Here is an 18,210-nt window from a genome sequence, read left to right on the forward strand (position 1 = left end):
GTCCACAACCATATAGACCTTCCCATCATGGTAAGGTCAAGGGCGGCATGTCTGTTACCCGGTGGGAGAGACCAATGCGTAGCCATCCTTGGCAAGGGCCGACTCAACTTGAGCCGATGAGGCGCCAAGAAGCTTGTCGTCGGTCATGGTGGTGGCGAAGTGGCGCCATTCAAGATGTTGCAGACGGTGCGGTATGGCCGCTTCTGGCTCAAGGGACAGAATCAGCAATTGAGGCGGCTCGCCACCGATGCTCTCCGAGATGAAAACATTGACGCGCATTTTTGCTTCCGTTTCCAAACCTTCCACATTGAGACATGCCCGGCGCCCGGGTGCAATCTTTTGGCGCTCACTTCATTCTTGTTGCGCAAAGAGAAACCGTCTGCGACCTGTTGGCACAGCGACATTCTTGCGTCTTATACTGGACTCGGGACAAACCTATTTCTTGCGGTGTCAGGAGCATGACTATGCAGACGGTTCGCAAGGATATCCACAATTCGGAAATTCCGGTTCTTTGCCAGAGTTGTGAGGCGCGGCACCAGGGAATTTGTGGGGCGCTGAGCGGCGAAGAACTTACCGCGTTGGCAAAATCCACCCGCCGTGTACACAAGGATGCCGGCGAGGAACTGATGGCCGATGCCATGCCGATCGCCAGCTATGCCAGCGTGCTGCGGGGCGTGATCAAACTGTCCAAGGTGCTCGAGGATGGCCGCCAACAGGTTGTGGGGCTGCAGTTCGCGCCCGACCTGCTCGGTCGTCCCTTTGCCACGGAAAGCCGGGTGACCGCCGAGGCGGCTTCGGACGTCGATCTCTGTGTGATCCCCAAGCCCGCGCTGGAAGAGCTGCTGTCTCGCAGTGCGCCGCTGGAACACCGGGTGATGATGCAGGCCCTGCGCGAACTCGATGAGGCGCGCGACTGGATGGTGACGCTGGGGCGCAAGACCGCAGCCGAGAAGGTGGCAAGCTTTCTTTACCTGATCGCCACCCATATGGACCCGACTGACGATGCGCCGGAAACGAGCTTCGACCTCCCCCTGAGCCGGGCCGATATTAGCGATTTCCTTGGCCTGACCGTGGAAACGGTCAGCCGCCAGATCAGCCGGCTCAAGGCCGACGGCGTCATTGGCATCGTCAATTTCCGCCAGATATCCGTGCCCGACCTGGCACGGCTCAGGCTACGCTGCGGCTAATCCAGTCTTCCATTGTCCAGCGTGAGAACCCGATCCACAGTGCCCTCCGGAATGGCGGCATGGGTGACCATGATCACCGTGCGGCCCTGCGAGGCGCTGGCGAGGACCTTGAAAAACGCTTCCTCGGTCTCCCGGTCGAGCGCATTGGTCGGCTCATCGAGCAGCAGCACCGGGGCATTTGACAACAGCGCACGTGCCAAGCACAGCCGCCGGGCCTGACCGGCCGACAAGGTGCGGCCAGCTTCCCCGACCAATGTGTCGAGACCCTTGGGGAGGGCGCTGACATGCTGCGCGAGCTGGGCCTTGCCCAGGGCGGCCCAGAGCTCTTCTTCGCTCGCATCGGCGCGGCCAATCAGCAGATTGTTGCGGATCGTATCGATAAACACCGGGCTGTCCTGGCTGAGCAGGGCCATGTGTCGGTGAATGTCATCGCTGCGAAAAGCGGGCAGGGCGCTTTCGCCGATGCGGATGCCACCGGCCTGGGGATCGGCAAAGCGCAGCAGGAGCCGCAACAGGGTGGTCTTGCCGCCGCCACTGGGCCCGGCAATGGCCAGCCGCTCGCCGGGGGCGACAGTGAAAGAAATATCATGCAGCACCGGGGGCAGGCCGGGATAGCCAAAGCTCACCGCTTCGAAGCGGATTGGCGCATTGCCGGGGATGGCCAGGGGCGCGGCCGGTTCCGCCACCGTCGGCGGCAACTCGGCCAGCGCCACCAGGCGCTCGGCAGCGGCCATGGCCTGTGTAGCTTTGCTGGTGCTGCGCACAATCAGGCTCGTGACCTCGAAGCTGCCCAGCACGGCCAGCAACAGGCCGGCCATTAGCGGGCCATCGATCTGGCCGGCCTCCAGTGCCACCAGCCCGGCCCAGAGCGTGCCGATCAACGCGCCGGCCGCCAGCATCTGGACCGTTAGCCCGCCAAGGCTGGTGATGGCCCCCAGACGCAGATGCAGGCGGGAAGCATGCTGGCCCGCGGCCTCGAACTTTCCGGCAGCATTGCCCAGCGCGCCGAGCAGGATCAGGTCCGCATGGCCATTGATCCCATCAAGCACCTCCATGCGCAGGTCGGCCCGGGCCGCAACACTGTCGCGCCCGGCCTTGCGGCCCAGCAGGACCATTGTTGTGGGCACGGCCAACCCCGCCAGCGCCAGCGCCAGGCCATAGGGCAGGGCAGCACCGGGGAGGAATATCGCCAGAATGACCGTCATTGCCGTACCGACCACCATTGCCGCAGCCAGCGGCCCGATGGCGACCAGGAAGGCCGTGTCCAGCGCATCGATATCGGCGGTCAGCCGCGACACCAGATCGCCATGGCGCAGCGAGCGGTCGGGCAGGGGCAGGCGCGGGAACAGCCGGGCAAACAGCCAGCCGCGCAGGTCGGACAGCAATCTGAGCGTGGCATTGTGGCCCACCAGCCGCTCGCCATAGCGCGCCAGGATGCGGATGAATGACAGCCCGCGCACCATGGCCGAGGGCACGAACAGGTTGAAACCCAGCCCGGCGGTGGTCAGCGCTGTCGCGGTGATGAACCAGCCCGAGGTGCCCAGTAGCGAAACCCCGGCCAGCAGCGTGGCCAGCGACAGGATCAGCGCCAGCAGCAGCGCTCCGCTGCGCTGCCGGAACAGGGGCAGGAAGGTCAGCAGCGCCTTCATGCGACACCTCGCTTCGTCCTGGGCAGCGGGGTGGCAAAGAGGTCTCCGCCGGTGAGCCGATAGGCCTTTTCCATGCGCGCGGCCAGGGCCTCGGAATGGGTGGCGATCACCATGGTGCGGCCTTTGGCATAGGCCAGAAGGTTGGTGGCGATTTCCTGCTCCATATTGGCATCGAGATGCGCGGTTGGCTCGTCGAGCAGGATAAGCCCCGGATCGCGCAGGAACAGGCGCGCCAGCGCGACGCGCTGCGCCTGCCCGCCCGAAAGCCCGATGCCATCTTCACCCACCAGCGTATCCAGCCCCTCGGGCAGGCCGAGGGCAAAATCGGTCACCAGGGCGCGCTCGGCGGCGCTCTCGATTGCCTGCCGTGTCGCGCCGGGGCTGGCCATGGCGATGTTGTGGGCCAGACTCGCGTGAATGATGCGCGGCTTCTGCGTCAACAGGAAGCTGCGGGCCCGCAGCTCGGCCTCCGGCCATTGCCCAAGCGGGCGGCCATCGAGCAGAATCTCGCCCGTATGCTCGCGCAGCCCTACAATGGCCTCGAGCAGGGTTGATTTGCCGGAGCCGCTGGGGCCGAGCAGCGCGATGGTCTGGCCGGCGGGCACATCGAGTGACAGGTCGAGCGCGACGCTGGCCATCCGATCTGGTGTGCGCAGGGTGACGCCGGTAAGGCGCAGGGCAAGGGCCGGACCCGGGCGCGGGGCAATGTCATCCAAGGGCGACGCTTCCGCCGCCGGGTTGCCGAGCTGCCGCTCGATCTCCAGCATGGCTGACCGGGCCGTGTCGCGGTCGTGATAATGCGAAGCGAACAGGCGCAACGGATTATACACCTCGGGTGCCATCAGCAGCAGGAACATGCCCAATTGCAAGGTCAGCGGGCTGGAGCGCAATTGCAGATAATCAATGAAGGTCAGACCCACATATAGGGCAATGCCGGCCACCCCGAGCGCCGCGAAAAACTCCAGCACCGCCGATGACAAAAAGGCAATGCGCAGCACCTTGAGCGTGCGCAGCCGCAGCGCCTCGCTGGCGTCGATGATTCCTGCGGTCTCGGCCGCTTCCCGCCCGAACAGTTTCAGCGTCAGCAGGCCCCGCAGCCGGTCGGCAAAGCGGCCGGAGAGATGGCTGAGCGCTCGCGCCTGCCGGTCGGTGGCAAGCTGGGCGCCCCAGCCCACCAGCGCCATGAACACCGGAATGAGCGGTGCGGTCACGAGAAACAGCACGCCAGCGACCCAGTCGAGCGGCAGGATGATGGCGCCGAAGATCAGCGGCAGCAGCGCCGCCTGCATCGCGGCGGGCAGATAGCGCGCGAAATAGCCCTCGAGCGCATCCACCTGGTCGACTATCGCTGCGGCCGCGATGCCGGAGGGCGCGGTGTCCGTGGCGCGCGGTGAGCGCGCCAGCAATTGCACCATGAGGCCGCGCCGCAGATGTGACTTGATGGCCTCGGCACCGATCAGCCCGGCCTGCTCGCCCAGCGCGCCCAACAGTGCTCGCATCAGCAACAGGCCGAGGATGAGCGCAACTGGTGGCACCAGCGCCGCCGCCGGCTCGCCCATCTCGATGGCGCGGCCCAGCACATCGGCCAGCGTCCAGGCCTGCCAGACCAGCAACAAGCCACCAGCCAGGGGCGCCGCGATGGCAATGAGGAGGGCAGCGCCACCCTTGCGGGTCAGGCCGTCGAGCGCCTTGGCTTTAGTCTTGTTCTTCTGGGCTGACACCGGGTGAATAGACCTGCGATCCGAATGGTGAAGTGGGTACCTTTTACCCTAGCGCGGCAGCCAGCCAAGCACCTTGATCTGAATCAATGCGGCGGTCAGTCTGGCTGCGCTAAGCAAGGGGGCACCAGACGGCCCCGACTCTGGCCGTCGCAACCGGAGAGATAGAACGTGCCATGATAGACATGCTCGTCGTCGACCTCTCGCGCTGGCAATTTGCCGCTACCGCGATGTATCACTTCATCTTTGTGCCCTTGACCCTGGGGCTCTCTTTCATGATGGCCATCATGGAGAGTGTCTATGTGATGACCGGGCGTGACGTCTGGCGCAAGGCTACCCTGTTCTGGGGAACCCTGTTCGGCGTCAATTTTGCCATGGGCGTGGCCACTGGCATTGTCATGGAATTCCAGTTCGGCATGAATTGGAGCTATTACAGCCACTATGTGGGCGACGTGTTCGGGGCGCCGCTGGCCATTGAGGGCCTGATGGCCTTCTTCCTCGAAGCCACCTTCGTGGGCCTGTTTTTCTTCGGCTGGGACCGGCTGAGCAAGGTGGGGCACCTGGTTGTCACCTGGCTCGTCGCTTTCGGCGCCAATTTTTCCGCGCTCTGGATCCTGATTGCCAATGGCTGGATGCAGAACCCGGTTGGCGCCAAGTTCAACCCCGACACCATGCGCATGGAAATCACCGACTTCATGGCGGTGATCTTCAATTCGGTGGCCCAGGCCAAATTCGTGCACACGGTCAGCGCCGGCTATGTCTGCGGCGCCATATTCGTGCTCTCGATTTCGGCGCTGTTCCTGGTCAAGGGAAAGCATGTCGAAATGGCCAAGCGCTCGGCCGTCGTTGCCGCCAGCTTCGGCCTGGCCTCAGCCCTTTCGGTCGTCGTGCTGGGTGACGAAAGCGGTTATGTGGCGACCGAACACCAGATCATGAAGGTCTCGGCGCTCGAAGCGGCATTCCACACCGAGCCGGCACCGGCGCCATGGACCATTCTGGCCATTCCCGGCGAAGACGGCGAACCGGTCTGGTCGCTCTCCGTGCCGTGGGTTGGGGGTCTCATCACCACGCGCTCGCTCGATAAGGAATTGCCGGGTATCCACGAACTGGTCGACCGGGCGCAGGACCGTATCCGCTCTGGCATGGTCGCCTATGAGGCGCTCAAGCAGATCCGCGCCGACGGCAGCAATGCCGAAGCGCGTGCCGTGTTCGAGGAGACCTGGCCAGACCTTGGCTATGGCCTGCTGCTCAAGCGCTATCGGGACGATGTGCAGAACGCCACGGACGAGGAAATTGTCCAGGCAGCCGAGGACACCGTGCCCGATGTCTGGCCGCTGTTCTGGACCTTCCGCATCATGATGGGGCTAGGCTTCTTCTTCATCGCCTTCTTCGGGCTCTGGTTCTACCGCGCGTCGCGCGGCTGGATCGACACCAACAAGCCGCTACTGTGGTTCACGGTGTTCCTCTTGCCCACGCCCTGGATTGCCATCGAAAGCGGCTGGTTCATTGCCGAGTTCGGACGACAGCCCTGGGTGGTGGAAGGTGTGCTGCCCACCTTCTATGCAGCTTCTGGCCTGCAGGTCATGGACCTGGTCCTGTCGCTGACCTTCTTCGTACTGCTTTACACGGTGCTGCTGGTCATCATGGTCATGCTCATGGTGCGCATCATCAAGGCCGGCCCCAAGGAGAAGCTGTTCACCAATGATGATGAGGACGATTTCGTCATCACCACCCTGCCTGCCACCCCTGCAACCAAGGAACTTGGCTCGTGAGTACCATCCCTCTCGACTACGAAACGCTGCGGCTCATCTGGTGGCTGCTGCTGGGTGTGCTGCTGATCGGCTTTGCCATCATGGGCGGGCGCGACCTGGGCGTCGGGGCGCTGTTGCCCTTCGTTGCCAGGACCGATGAAGAGCGGCGCGTGCTGCTCAACCTGATCGGCCCGACCTGGGAAGGCAACCAGGTCTGGCTGGTGCTCGGGGGCGGGGCGATCTTTGCTGCCTTCCCGCCGCTCTATGCGGTGAGCTTTTCGGGCTTCTACCTCGCCATGATCGTGATCCTGCTGGCGCTGATCCTGCGGCCCGTTGGCTTCAAGTTCCGCGGCAAGGTCAGTGACCCGCGCTGGCGGACAACCTGGGACTGGGCCCTGTTCGTCGGTGGCTTCGTGCCGGCGCTGATCATGGGCGTGGCCGTGGGCAATGTGCTGTTGGGTGCGCCCTTCCACTTCGACGACAGTCTGCGCATCTTCTACACCGGCAATTTCTTCCAATTGCTGATGCCTTTTGCCCTGCTGGCAGGTTTGGTCAGCCTGGGCATGATCGTGACTCATGGCGCAACCCTGATCACGGGGCGGACCACCGGCCCGATTGCCGCGCGGGCGCGCCAGCTTGGCACCCTGTCCGGCATCGCCACCATCGCCCTGTTTGCCATTGGCGGCATCTGGGTGGCCCTGATGAACGGTTATGTTGTGACCAGCACGATCGACCCCAATGCGCCAATCAATCCGCTGGGCAAGACGGTCGAACTTGTTCAGGGCGGTTGGCTGCGCAATTATGGCCTTTATCCCTGGATGATCGCGGCGCCGGTCATCGGCTTTGCCGGCATGGCCCTGGCCACGCTGGGCCTGATGGGCCGCTATCGCTGGCTGGCCTATCTCGGCAGCAGCGCCGGCATTTTCGGCATTGTCTCTACGGCGGGTGTATCGATCTTCCCGTTCTTCCTGCCGTCATCGTCCATGCCCAATGCAGGCCTGACCCTGTGGGATGCCTCCTCGAGCCATCTGACGCTGTTCATCATGCTGCTGGCTACGGTGGTCTTTTTGCCCCTCATTATCCTTTACACCGCCTGGGTGTTCCGGGTCATGCGCGGCACGGTGACCACTGAAAGCCTCTCGAAGAACCCCAACGCCTATTAGGAGAACAAGATGTGGTATTTTTCCTGGATACTGGGGCTCGGCCTGGCGTGCACCTTCGGCATTCTCAATGCCATGTGGTTCGAAATGCGCGAGGATCGACGCATCGCTCGTGAGCAGGGCCGGGAAACTGCTACCCGCTGACGCATGGCTGTTGACCAACTGGTCAAAAAACCAGAAGCCGGATCCGCATGACCGCGGGTCCGGTTTTGTTATGAAAATTCAGTGACTTGATGTCTCAGGTGAGAGCGTCGTGCTGCCACAATGCCGCCGCAGTCGGGGCGTGATTGCGACAGCTTTGCCTGTTTCGTTTGCATTAGGTGCATAACGGATGTGCAGAATGACCACCTACTAATCACGACCGGAGTGATCTAGATAAGGGTCATCAAACGAAGGGGAAACCGAAATGAACATTGCCAAGAAGATCGCCGACTTTGCCAAGTACCAGCGCACCATGCGCGAGCTGAACAGCCTCGACGCCCGTCAGCTGCACGACCTCGGCATCACCAGGGGTGATATCCGCGCCATCGCTCGCGGCACCTACGTGAACTAATCCGCGATTGTCGCCCCTAAGGCGGCATTGACCTCCAGGTCATCCGATGAAGGCGTCCTCCCGGGCGCCTTTTGTCGTTTCTGGAACAGAAAAGGCTCCTCAGGCCTTCGGCCGACCTCTCCCCCTTAAAGGGCAGTGTCGCTGCAGCGCCTGCCTTCGTCATCTTTCCCTTGGGGAAGAGGCCGACGGCTTAGCCGGCGGTGACGGGCCTGGCGGCGTTACCGCACCAGGTCGGCTACGACACACCCCAACACCGCGACCAGATCCTCGGGCCTCATCTTGATCTGCAATCCCCTTTGCCCGCCATTGAGGAAGATTGCATCATGGAGCGTGGCCAGTTCGTCCAGCGCTGTCGGCACGAGTTTGCGCTGGCCCAGCGGGCTGATGCCGCCCACCTTGTAGCCGGTCAGGCGCTCGGCATTGGCCGGCTTCATCATCTGCGCCGACTTGCCGCCCAGCGCCGCCGCCAGCTTCTTCATGTTCACTTCTTCATCCGACGGCACGATGACGCAGACCGGCTTGCCATCAAGCTCGGCCATCAGCGTCTTGAACACTTCAGCGGGAGAAACGCCCATCGCCTCGGCCGCCTGCAACCCGACCCGCTCGGCATTGGGGTCGTAATCGTAGTGCGCGAGACTGAATGAAAAGCCGGCCTTGGTCAGCGCCAGCGTGGCGGGCGTGGTCTTCGACATGAAAAGGTTCTAGCGCCCCGAAACGAAAAGCAAAAGGCCCGGCGCTTGCGCACCGGGCCTTCCGTTTTCCTTGGCGGGGAGGTGCCGCGGAAAATCTGTGTTGAACCTGACCCTAGACGATGCCGCTGGATCCGGCCGCGATTTCGGGACGGATTTCGGCGACCTTGGCGCGATAGCCCGAGGCCCGGTAGGTGCCGAGCAGATCAATCGCGCCGCCAAGTTCCATACGCGCCATGGCCAGGATCGGCTCAACGTCGGTGCGATAGGCGTTACGCAACTCCTGGGTGGCGGCCAGGGCATCATTGCCTTCCTGCGCGGCCTTGAGGGCCTTACGGTCGACCAGCAGAGCCTGGGCATAGGCGCGCTGCACATCGGCGGCCGAAAGCATCAGCGATTCGATCGGATCGGTGACGTTGTGGCTCTGGTCCAGCATATGCGCCGGGTGGAAATCGGCGTCGCGGCTTTCGATATCGACCAGTTCATTGAACACCAGGAACAGGCGGTAGGGATCGATCGAGCCGGCGTCGAGATCGTCGTCACCATACTTGCTGTCATTGAAATGGAAGCCGCCGAGCTTGCCGAACTGGGCCAGGCGCGAGACGATCATTTCGATATTGACGTTGGGCGCATGGTGGCCGAGATCGACCAGGCAAAAGGCCTTGTCGCCCAGCTCCTTGGCGATGATGTAGTTGGTGCCCCAATCCTGCACGACCGTCGAGTAGAACGCCGGCTCGTACATCTTGTGTTCGGTATAGACGCGCCAGTCATCCGGCAGCGCCGCATAAATGGACTTCATCGAGTCCAGATAGTGTTCGAACTGGTTGGCGAAATTGACCTGACCGGGGAAGTTCGAGCCGTCGCCGATCCAGACCGTCAGGGCCTTGGAACCGATGGTCTTGCCGATCTCGATGCATTCCAGATTATGCTCGATGGCCTGATCGCGCGTGGCCTTGTCGGCGGCCGAAAGCGAGCCGAACTTGTAGCTCTGCATCTGCCCCTTGGCGTCCGCGAACGTGTTGGAGTTCATCGCATCAAAGCCAAGATCAAAGCGGCTCGCGGCCTGCTTCAAACGGTTCGGGTCGGCCTTGTCCCACGGAATGTGCAGCGAGACCGTATCAGTCGCCTGGGTCAGTTGGGCAATGACGGCGCAATCTTCGATCTTGTCGAAAATGTCGCGTGGCTCGCCTTTGCCCGGGAAGCGGGCAAAGCGGGTGCCGCCCGTGCCGACGCCCCACGATGGGACGGCGACCGAGAAGCCTGCGAGCTTTTCCTTGATGTCGTCGATAGCAATGCCGCGCCGGTCGAGACGCTCACCAAGGGTGTCATAGTCAACATTGAGGTCAGCCGCACGCTTGGCGTTTTCGGCTTCGACAACGGACGGGTCGATTATGTGGTCACTCATGGCTGCACCTTAGCGCGGGAACGACTGGGCGTTGCCCGCGTCGACATTGATGATGTTGCCGGTGGACTTGGCCGAGGCTTCCGAGGCGAAGAAGTAGATGGCCTCGGCAATATCCTCGGGGAATACCGAGCGCTTGAGCATGGAGCGCTGACGGTACATTTCCTCCAAGCCATCCTTGTCGGTCTTGTAGGTCGAAGCGCGCTGCTCAAGCCATTCGCCGGCCCAGATCTTGGAGCCGCGCAAGACGGCATCGGGATTGACCACATTGACGCGGATCTGCGCTTCCGCCCCTTCCAGCGCCAGGCAGCGGGCGAGATGGATTTCGGCAGCCTTGGCGGTGCAATAGGCGGCGGCATTGGGCGACGCGGCAAGGCCGTTCTTGGAAGCCACGAAGACGACATTGCCGCCGATCTTCTGCGCGCGGAAAATCTTGAAAGCTTCGCGGCTGACCAGGAAATAGCCCGTGGACAGGATGTCCATGTTCTTGTTCCACAGGTCGAGGGAGGTTTCTTCAATCGGCGCCGAGGAGGCAAGACCAGCGTTCGAGACGAGAATGTCCAAGCCACCGAATTCGACCACGGCATGGGCGAAGCCGGAAATGATCTGCTCTTCCCTGGTCACATTGATGTTCACCGGACGGACAAAGTCCTTGCCGAACACACCGGTCAGCTCTTCGGTCGCATTGTCCAGCGCGCCTTGATCGATATCGGCCAGCACAACACAAGCGCCTTCGCGCAGGAGACGCGCGGCCGTGGCCTTGCCGATGCCGCCCGCGCCGCCGGTGACCAGGGCAATCTTGCCGGCCAGGGACTTTGGCTTGGGCATGCGGGCCAGCTTGGCCTCTTCGAGCAGCCAGTATTCGATATCGAAGGCTTCCTGTTCAGGCAGGCCCTGATATTCGGAGACGGTTGAAGCGCCGCGCATCACGTTGATGGCGTTGACATAGAACTCGCCCGAAATGCGGGCGGTGGCCTTGTCCTTGGCGAAGGTGATCATGCCAACGCCCGGGATCAGGTAGACCACGGCATTGGGGTCGCGCACGGCTGGCGAGTTGTCGTGCTTGCAGCGATCGTAATAGGCTTGGTAGTCGACGCGATAGGCGGCGATCTGGTCAGCCAGACCCTCGATGACAGCATCAACATCGGGGTTTGCAGGATCGAAGTCGATCACCAGCGGCCGGATCTTGGTGCGCAGGAAGTGGTCGGGGCAGGAGGTGCCCAGCGCCGCCAACGGACGCAGATTGTTGGAATTGACGAATTCGAGCACGGCGTCGCTATCGTCGAAATGACCCAGCTTGTGACTGTCTTCCGAGATGAAGCCGCGGATCTTGGGCATCAGGCGGGCGGCAATGGCCCGGCGTTCCTCTGCCGGCAGGGACTGGGTGGCAGCGCCACCGAAAATGGTCTTGCCCTCGGTTTGCTTTTCAAACCACTCGATCGCCTGATTGATGATGCGGATCGTGGTCTCGTAACATTCCTTGGGCGTATTGCCCCAGGTGAACAAGCCATGGCTTTCGAGCACCACGCCTTCGGCGTCGGGGTTTTCGAGGCAGAATTTTTCCAGCCACAGGCCCAGCTCGAAGCCGGGCTTCTTCCATGGCAGCCAGCCGATCTTGTCGCCAAAAATCTGCTGGGTCAGCTCTTTCGAGTTCTTCGAGGCCGCGATGGCGATAATCGCGTCCGGGTGCATGTGATCGACATAAGGCCGGTTCACATAGGCATGGAGCGGGGTATCGATGGAGGACGCGCGCGGGTTGAGGTTGAAGGTGGCGTGGGGCAGGTAGCCAACCATCTCGTCTTCATAATCCACGCCGCGATAGAGACCCTTCAGCGCGCGCAGCTTGTCCATATAAAGGGTGGCAAAGCCATCGAGCTTGATCGAGGCATTGTCGCCGCCCGACCCTTTGACCCACAGAACTTCGACTTCTTCGCCGGTCAGCGGATCTTTTTGCCAGATCTTGGAGGAGGTGTTGCCGCCGCCATAATTGGTGACGCGCTTGTCGGACCCGAGCAGATTGGACCGGTAGACAAGACGTTCCGGCTCGCTCATGGACGCGGCCTTGGCGTCGTCCCACTTGTTTTCAAGGCGCTTTGGCGCGGTGGACATAGGATTCCTCCCAAAGTTAGGGCAACAGACTGGGTTGGCCGGAGATGGCCATAGAACGATCCACAAAGTCAATCAGAAACAATCATGTCTGATCATGTATGCGTGCTTATGACTGAAACATGCGAAATGGTGATTGACTCTGCCCGAAATTGGTGGAAGCAAATGCATCCAGGGAGTATCTGCCTTGCACGAAATGGAACGCCACCGCGTCATATTGGCTGCCGCCCAGTCCCATCCAGTGGTGACAGTGGCCGAGCTTTGCGAAGTGACCGGGTCCTCGGAAGCCACTATCCGCCGCGATATTGCCTCGCTGGATGAGCAAGGCCGGCTCCGCCGCGTGCGGGGCGGGGCCGAAGCGATCAATCCGCCATCCCAGGGTGGGTTGGTGGGACGACCCTTTTCCGTCAACGAAACGATCAACATCGCGCAAAAGCGCGCAATTGCCCGCGCGGCGGCCGACATGTGCCGCGATGGCGAGCCGATCATCATCAATGGCGGCACCACCACCTACCAGATGGTGCATCACCTGACGGGCAAGCGCCTCAGCGTCTTCACCAACAGTTTTGGAATTGCCGAATTCCTCATTCACAACTCGCGCAATGCCGTCGTCATTCCCGGCGGCACGGTCTATCGCGAGCAGAACGTCATCCTTTCGCCCTTTGGTGGCGTGGTGGCGAGCCATTTCTACGCCAAGCGCATGTTCATCGGCTGCCAGGGCATCGGCGTGCACGGCCTGATGGAGGCCGACCCCATGGTGGTGCAGTCCGAGCTGGCACTGATCGGGCAGGCGGATGAACTGATCGTTCTCGCCGACTCCTCAAAATTTTCGGGACGTTCGAGCCTCATTCTGTGCGGGCTCGATCAAATTGCCGCTGTCATCACCGATAGCGGCATCCGCGACGAAGACCGCCAGATGCTGGATACGGCAGGCGTGCGGCTCATCGTGGCGGACGCAACAGGGCAGGCTGAAGCAAGTGTGGCCTGAACTGACAATGACTGAACCAAGAGCAAACCCCCTGGGAGGGACCAAATGAAACTCTGGAAACTGCTGGCCGCCACGGCCACCGCTGCCGTGCTGCTGGCCACGCCGGCCATGGCACAGACCCGCATCGCGCTGGTCGTCAAGTCGCTGGGCAACGGCTTCTTCGATGCCGCCAATAAGGGCGCGCAGGATGCTGCCGCAGAACTCGGCGACGTTGAAGTAATCTATACCGGCCCGACCTCCGCCACCGCCGAAGCGCAGATCGAAGTCGTCAACTCGCTGATCGCCCAGCAGGTCGACGCTATCGCCATCTCGGCCAACGACCCGGACGCCCTGGTGCCGGTGCTGCAGCGCGCCATGGATCGCGGCATCAAGGTGGTGAGCTTTGACTCCGGTGTGGCTCCCGAAGGCCGCCAGATTCACCTCAACCCCTCTGACATCGACCTGATCGGCGAAACCATCATCAAACTGGCAGCCGACTACCTGCCCGAGGGTGGCGACGTGGCGATCCTTTCGGCCGCCTCGACGGCAACCAACCAGAACGCCTGGATTGAAGCCGCCAAGGAAGCCATTCCCGAGAAGTTCCCCAACATCAACCTTGTTTCGGTGGTCTATGGCGATGACGACTCGGTGAAGTCCACCGAAGAGGCCCGCGGCCTCATCGCCGCACACCCCGACCTCAAGGCCATCATCGCCCCGACCACCGTTGGTGTCGTGGCCGCGGCCCAGGTTGTGACCGACCAGGACCTGATCGGTGAGATCAACGTGACCGGCCTTGCCCTGCCGTCCGAGTTCAAGCAGTTCATCGACAATGGCGCCAGCCAGGCCGTTGCCCTGTGGAACCCGATCGATCTGGGCTATTCGGCCATCTACCTGGCCAATGCACTGGTCGAAGGCGAAGAAGCGGCTCCGGGCGCAACCTTCTCCATCGGCAAGGTGGGCGAAGTGACCCTGGATGACACCAACTCGGCTGCCATGGCCGCGCCGTTCCAGTTCGACGCTTCCAACATCGAAGAGTTCTCCAAGATTTACTAAGGCGCTCTTCACCTCTCCCTTTGGGGGAGAGGTCGACGCGAAGCTGCGGGTGAGGGGGCCTTTCCAAGAGCAGGAAGGCCCCCTCGCCCTAACCCTCTCCCCCAAAAGGAGAGGGGAACCTATCGAGCGCGTGACCAAGCCAGCGCCCGACCCAAGGAATAGAAATGACCGACCCCATCCTGACCCTTTCGGGCATATCCAAGAGCTTTCCCGGCGTGCGGGCGCTGCATGATGTGTCGCTGGAGCTCTATCCCGGCCAGGTAACGGCCCTGATTGGTGAGAACGGGGCCGGCAAGTCCACCCTGGTCAAGACCATGACCGGAATCTACCAGCCCGAGGCGGGCGAGATCCGGGTGGGCGGCAAACCTGTAACGCTGCCAACGGCGATCTCTGCCTCGGAAGCTGGCATCACCGCGATCCACCAGGAAACCGTGCTGTTCGACGAATTGAGCGTAGCCGAGAACATCTATCTTGGCCATGCGCCAAAGAACCGTTTTGGCTTGATCGACTGGGGCAGGATGCGGCGCGAGGCGCAGGAAACCCTCGATAGCATGGCCGCGGGCATCGATGCCGGCATGCCGCTCAAGGAGCTGGGGATCGCCAAGAAGCACCTTGTTGCCGTGGCGCGGGCGCTCAGCGTAGACGCCCAGGTGGTAATCATGGATGAGCCAACGGCGGCGCTCAGCCAGAAGGAAATCGAGGAGCTCTACGTTCTTGTCGAACTCCTCAAGAAGGATGGAAAAGCCATCCTCTTCATCTCCCACAAATTCGATGAAATCTACCGCATTGCCGACCGCTACACCGTGTTCCGCGATGGCGAGCAGGTGGGCAAGGGCTTCATCAAGGACACCCCGCAGGCCGAGATCGTCAAGCTGATGGTCGGACGTTCTGTGGAGCAGATTTTCCCCGCCCGCGACACCACGATCGGCGACACTGTGCTGGAGGTCAACGGCCTCAGCCACCCCACCGAATTCGACAATGTCTCCTTCTCCGTCAAGAAGGGTGAAATCCTGGGGTTCTATGGACTGGTGGGCGCCGGGCGCTCCGAGGTCATGCAGGCCGTGTTCGGCATGACAAAGCCCTCTGCTGGGACAATCATACTGGAAGGGCAGGCTATCGCCCCGAAAACGCCCGCCGACGCGGTCAGCGCCGGCATTGTCTATGTGCCCGAGGAACGCGGCAAGCAGGGCGTCATCACCGGCGAGCCGATCTTCAAGAATGTCTCGCTTCCCAGCCTCGACAAGACCAGCCGTTCAGGCTTCCTGCGCATGGCCGAGGAATTTGCGCTGGCCCGGACTTATACCGAGCGGCTTGATCTGCGAGCCTCTTCGCTCAGCCAGAATGTGTCCACCCTTTCGGGCGGCAACCAGCAGAAAGTGGTGATCGCCAAATGGCTCGCCACCTTGCCCAAGGTGATCATCCTCGATGAACCCACCAAGGGCATCGATATCGGTTCGAAAGCCGCCGTGCATGAGTTCATGGGCGAACTGGTGGCCCAGGGCCTCTCGGTCATCATGGTGTCCTCCGAACTGCCCGAAGTCCTCGGCATGAGCGACCGCATCGTCGTGATGCGCGAAGGCCTGGTGGTCGACACCCTCGAAAACAAAAATCTGCAGCCCGAAACGCTGGTCAGCCTGGCTGCGGGCATCGTTGAGGAGAAGGCCGCATGAACCGGCTCCTGAAATCCCGTGAACTCTGGCTGGCGCTGGCCATTCTCGCCGTCATCGTGCTGGTGACGCTGCGGTTTCCGCGCTTCTCGCAGCCGGGCAATCTGCTGACGATCTTCAACGACACATCGATCCTGATGATGCTGGCGCTGGGGCAGATGGCGGTGATCCTGACCCGCTCCATCGATCTGTCCATGGCCTCGAACCTGGCGCTGACCGGCATGCTGGTGGCCATGACCAATGCGGCCTTTCCGTTCATTCCCATTCCGCTGCTGATCGCCGGCTGCGTCGTGGTCGGCGCGGCGCTGGGCGCGTTCAACGGCATTCTGGTCTGGAAGCTTGATATTCCGCCAATCGTGGTGACCCTGGGCACGCTGACCATCTTCCGTGGGCTGGTCTTCGTTGTCTCGGGTGGCGCCTGGGTCAACGCGGCACAGATGAGCACTGACTTCATCCAGCTCCAGCGCGGCAGCTTCCTCGGCCTGCCGATATTGAGCTGGTTCGCCATCGTTGTAGCGGCACTGGTCTACGTGCTGATGACCCGCACGCCCTGGGGCCGGGCCTTCTACGCCATTGGCGTCAATCCGACCGCCTCGGTCTATACTGGCATCAATGTGGGGCGCACCAAGTTCCTCGCTTTCGTGCTCTCGGGCGCCATTTCGGGGCTTTGCGGCTATCTCTGGATCTCTCGCTACGTCATCGCTTCGGTGGAAGTGGCCGGCGGCTATGAACTGACCATCGTGGCCGCCTGCGTCATCGGCGGTGTCTCGATCGCCGGCGGCATCGGCACGGTGGGCGGTGCGCTGCTCGGCGCCCTGTTCCTCGGCGTCGTCAACAACGCCCTGCCGGTCATCGGCGTGTCGCCCTTCTGGCAGATGGCCATTTCCGGCGCCGCGATCCTGCTTGCCGTTGTGCTCAACGCCCGTGGCGAACGAAGCAAGGGACGTATCATTCTCAAGAAAGCCGAGGTGGCGGCATGACCGACGCAACTGCAAACGGCCGTCGCCTGCCGAACCGGCTGGACAACCCATTCAAGTCCGCAGTGCTGAGCTGGGAGAGCTTGCTGGTCCTCGTGGCGCTGGGCATCTTTATCGCCAACAGCTTTGCCTCGCCCTACTTCCTCAATGCCTGGAGTCTTTCCGACCTCACCTTCAACTTCACCGAGAAAGGGCTGATCGCGCTGGCCATGGCGCTGGTGATCATCTCGGGGGAGATCGATCTCTCGGTTGCCTCGATCATCGCCCTGGCCTCAACGCTGATGGGATTGGCGCTGCAATATGGCGCGGACACCCCGACGCTGGTGGCGGTGGGCGTCGGTGTTGGCATCCTCTGCGGCGCCTTCAACGGCTTCCTCGTCACCGGTCTGAAACTCCCCTCGATCGTGGTGACCATCGGCACGATGAGCCTGTTCCGCGGCATCGCCTTCATCATCCTGGGCGATCAGAGCTTCAAGGGTTATCCCGCAAGCTTCTCCTGGTTCGGCCAGGGCTATGTGTTCTGGGTGATCTCGTTCGAGGTGGTGCTGTTCCTTGTCGCGGCGGTGATCTTCTACGTGCTGCTGCACCGCACCAATTTCGGGCGCCGGGTTTTTGCCATCGGCAATAATGCGACCGCCGCGCGCTTCTCCGGCGTCCGCGTGGACCGCATCAAATTCGTGCTTTTCTGCCTGACGGGCCTGATGAGCGGCATCGCCGCCATTCTGCTCACCGCACGCCTGGGCTCGACCCGTCCATCTATCGCCGAGGGCTTCGAACTCGATGTTGTGACCATGGTGGTGCTCGGCGGGGTGTCGATCCTAGGCGGCGCCGGTTCGATCATCGGGGTGGTGCTGGCGGCGCTGATCATTGGCCTTGTCACCTTTGGCCTCGGTCTGCTCAATGTGCCGGGTATCGTGATGACCATCTTCACCGGCACGCTGCTGATCGTGGTGATCGCCTTGCCCATATTGTTCCGCATGATCCGGGAGCGCCGCGCATGATCGTGGATGCAGGCTACGAAAAACACGCTTTCAAGATGCAGCTCAATCCCGGTATGGCCGCTGAATACAAGAAGCGCCATGACGAGATATTCCCCGAACTGGTCGACCTGCTGCACGAAGCCGGGGTGAAGGACTATTCCATCCATCTCGATGAAGAGACCAACACCCTGTTCGGCGTGCTCTGGCGTCGTGTCGACCACACCATGGCCGACCTGCCAGGCACCGAGATCATGCAGCGCTGGTGGGCTCATATGGCCGATATCATGGCCACCAATGACAAGAACGAGCCGGTTGCGGTGGACCTTGTCCCGATGTTCTGGATGAAGTGAG

17 protein-coding genes are annotated in these 18,210 nt (G+C 62.0%); 11 read left to right on the top strand and 6 right to left on the bottom strand.

All coding sequences use genetic code 11. The annotated features are described in order from the left end of the window. Positions 1-54: 54 nt before the first annotated feature. Positions 55-279, bottom strand: a complete 225-nt coding sequence (locus GO014_RS00725) for a hypothetical protein (RefSeq protein WP_157288725.1) — start codon at positions 277-279, stop codon at positions 55-57. Between the two features lie 185 nt (positions 280-464). On the opposite strand from GO014_RS00725, the gene GO014_RS00730 reads away from it, so the two are divergent. Further along, the gene (locus GO014_RS00730) at positions 465-1,187 is read left to right on the top strand and encodes a Crp/Fnr family transcriptional regulator (RefSeq protein ID WP_116589662.1); all 723 of its coding nucleotides are present in this window, start codon (positions 465-467) and stop codon (positions 1,185-1,187) included. Here GO014_RS00730 and cydC read toward each other — a convergent pair. Together cydC and cydD are read right to left on the bottom strand one after the other, a co-directional pair. Next, complete coding sequence (gene cydC, locus GO014_RS00735; RefSeq protein ID WP_157288726.1) at positions 1,184-2,836, bottom strand: thiol reductant ABC exporter subunit CydC; 1,653 nt, start codon at positions 2,834-2,836, stop codon at positions 1,184-1,186. The genes GO014_RS00730 and cydC overlap by 4 nt on opposite strands. Continuing rightward, a complete protein-coding gene (gene cydD / locus GO014_RS00740) occupies positions 2,833-4,557 on the bottom strand; it encodes a thiol reductant ABC exporter subunit CydD (protein ID WP_343030692.1) in 1,725 nt (574 codons plus the stop codon). The genes cydC and cydD overlap by 4 nt, the downstream gene beginning before the upstream one ends. A 176-nt stretch (positions 4,558-4,733) precedes the next feature. Here cydD and GO014_RS00745 point away from each other — a divergent pair, with 176 nt between their 5' ends. The 4 genes from GO014_RS00745 to GO014_RS00760 all read left to right on the top strand — a co-directional run bounded on the left by GO014_RS00745 (position 4,734) and on the right by GO014_RS00760 (position 8,018). Further along, positions 4,734-6,326, top strand: coding sequence for a cytochrome ubiquinol oxidase subunit I (locus tag GO014_RS00745; protein ID WP_343030831.1), 1,593 nt, complete (start codon positions 4,734-4,736; stop codon positions 6,324-6,326). Then, complete coding sequence (cydB, locus tag GO014_RS00750) at positions 6,323-7,468, top strand: cytochrome d ubiquinol oxidase subunit II (RefSeq protein WP_343030693.1); 1,146 nt, start codon at positions 6,323-6,325, stop codon at positions 7,466-7,468. Before GO014_RS00745 ends, cydB begins: the two co-directional genes overlap by 4 nt. 9 nt (positions 7,469-7,477) lie before the next feature. Continuing rightward, the gene (gene cydX, locus GO014_RS00755) at positions 7,478-7,609 is read left to right on the top strand and encodes a cytochrome bd-I oxidase subunit CydX (protein WP_104891603.1); all 132 of its coding nucleotides are present in this window, start codon (positions 7,478-7,480) and stop codon (positions 7,607-7,609) included. A gap of 262 nt (positions 7,610-7,871) precedes the next feature. Beyond that, positions 7,872-8,018, top strand: a complete 147-nt coding sequence (locus tag GO014_RS00760; protein ID WP_116589666.1) for a DUF1127 domain-containing protein — start codon at positions 7,872-7,874, stop codon at positions 8,016-8,018. Positions 8,019-8,236: 218 nt separating this feature from the next. Here the strand turns inward: GO014_RS00760 and ybaK are convergent, their stop codons facing one another. The 3 genes from ybaK to GO014_RS00775 all read right to left on the bottom strand — a co-directional run bounded on the left by ybaK (position 8,237) and on the right by GO014_RS00775 (position 12,218). Further along, positions 8,237-8,710: a Cys-tRNA(Pro) deacylase gene (ybaK, locus tag GO014_RS00765; protein WP_157288728.1), complete on the bottom strand. Its 474-nt coding sequence runs from the start codon at positions 8,708-8,710 to the stop codon at positions 8,237-8,239. Positions 8,711-8,822: 112 nt separating this feature from the next. After that, on the bottom strand, positions 8,823-10,112 hold the full coding sequence (gene rhaI, locus GO014_RS00770; protein ID WP_157288729.1) for an L-rhamnose catabolism isomerase: 1,290 nt from the start codon (positions 10,110-10,112) through the stop codon (positions 8,823-8,825). A 9-nt stretch (positions 10,113-10,121) separates the two neighbouring features. Continuing rightward, positions 10,122-12,218: a bifunctional rhamnulose-1-phosphate aldolase/short-chain dehydrogenase gene (locus GO014_RS00775; RefSeq protein ID WP_157288730.1), complete on the bottom strand. Its 2,097-nt coding sequence runs from the start codon at positions 12,216-12,218 to the stop codon at positions 10,122-10,124. A gap of 184 nt (positions 12,219-12,402) precedes the next feature. On the opposite strand from GO014_RS00775, the gene GO014_RS00780 reads away from it, so the two are divergent. From GO014_RS00780 to rhaM, 6 genes are all read left to right on the top strand, one after another. Beyond that, positions 12,403-13,203, top strand: coding sequence for a DeoR/GlpR family DNA-binding transcription regulator (locus tag GO014_RS00780; RefSeq protein WP_157288731.1), 801 nt, complete (start codon positions 12,403-12,405; stop codon positions 13,201-13,203). A gap of 45 nt (positions 13,204-13,248) precedes the next feature. Further along, a complete protein-coding gene (gene rhaS / locus GO014_RS00785; protein ID WP_157288732.1) occupies positions 13,249-14,235 on the top strand; it encodes a rhamnose ABC transporter substrate-binding protein in 987 nt (328 codons plus the stop codon). 164 nt (positions 14,236-14,399) lie between these two features. Next, positions 14,400-15,905: a sugar ABC transporter ATP-binding protein gene (locus tag GO014_RS00790; RefSeq protein WP_157288733.1), complete on the top strand. Its 1,506-nt coding sequence runs from the start codon at positions 14,400-14,402 to the stop codon at positions 15,903-15,905. Further along, positions 15,902-16,882, top strand: a complete 981-nt coding sequence (locus tag GO014_RS00795) for an ABC transporter permease (protein ID WP_157288734.1) — start codon at positions 15,902-15,904, stop codon at positions 16,880-16,882. The genes GO014_RS00790 and GO014_RS00795 overlap by 4 nt, the downstream gene beginning before the upstream one ends. Further along, on the top strand, positions 16,879-17,880 hold the full coding sequence (locus tag GO014_RS00800; RefSeq protein WP_157288735.1) for an ABC transporter permease: 1,002 nt from the start codon (positions 16,879-16,881) through the stop codon (positions 17,878-17,880). Before GO014_RS00795 ends, GO014_RS00800 begins: the two co-directional genes overlap by 4 nt. Then, a complete protein-coding gene (gene rhaM / locus GO014_RS00805) occupies positions 17,877-18,209 on the top strand; it encodes an L-rhamnose mutarotase (RefSeq protein WP_157288736.1) in 333 nt (110 codons plus the stop codon). Before GO014_RS00800 ends, rhaM begins: the two co-directional genes overlap by 4 nt. Position 18,210 lies beyond the last annotated feature (1 nt).

Origin of the sequence: Devosia marina, assembly GCF_009758415.1 — a bacterium.
GTDB classification, from domain to species: domain Bacteria; phylum Pseudomonadota; class Alphaproteobacteria; order Rhizobiales; family Devosiaceae; genus Devosia; species Devosia marina.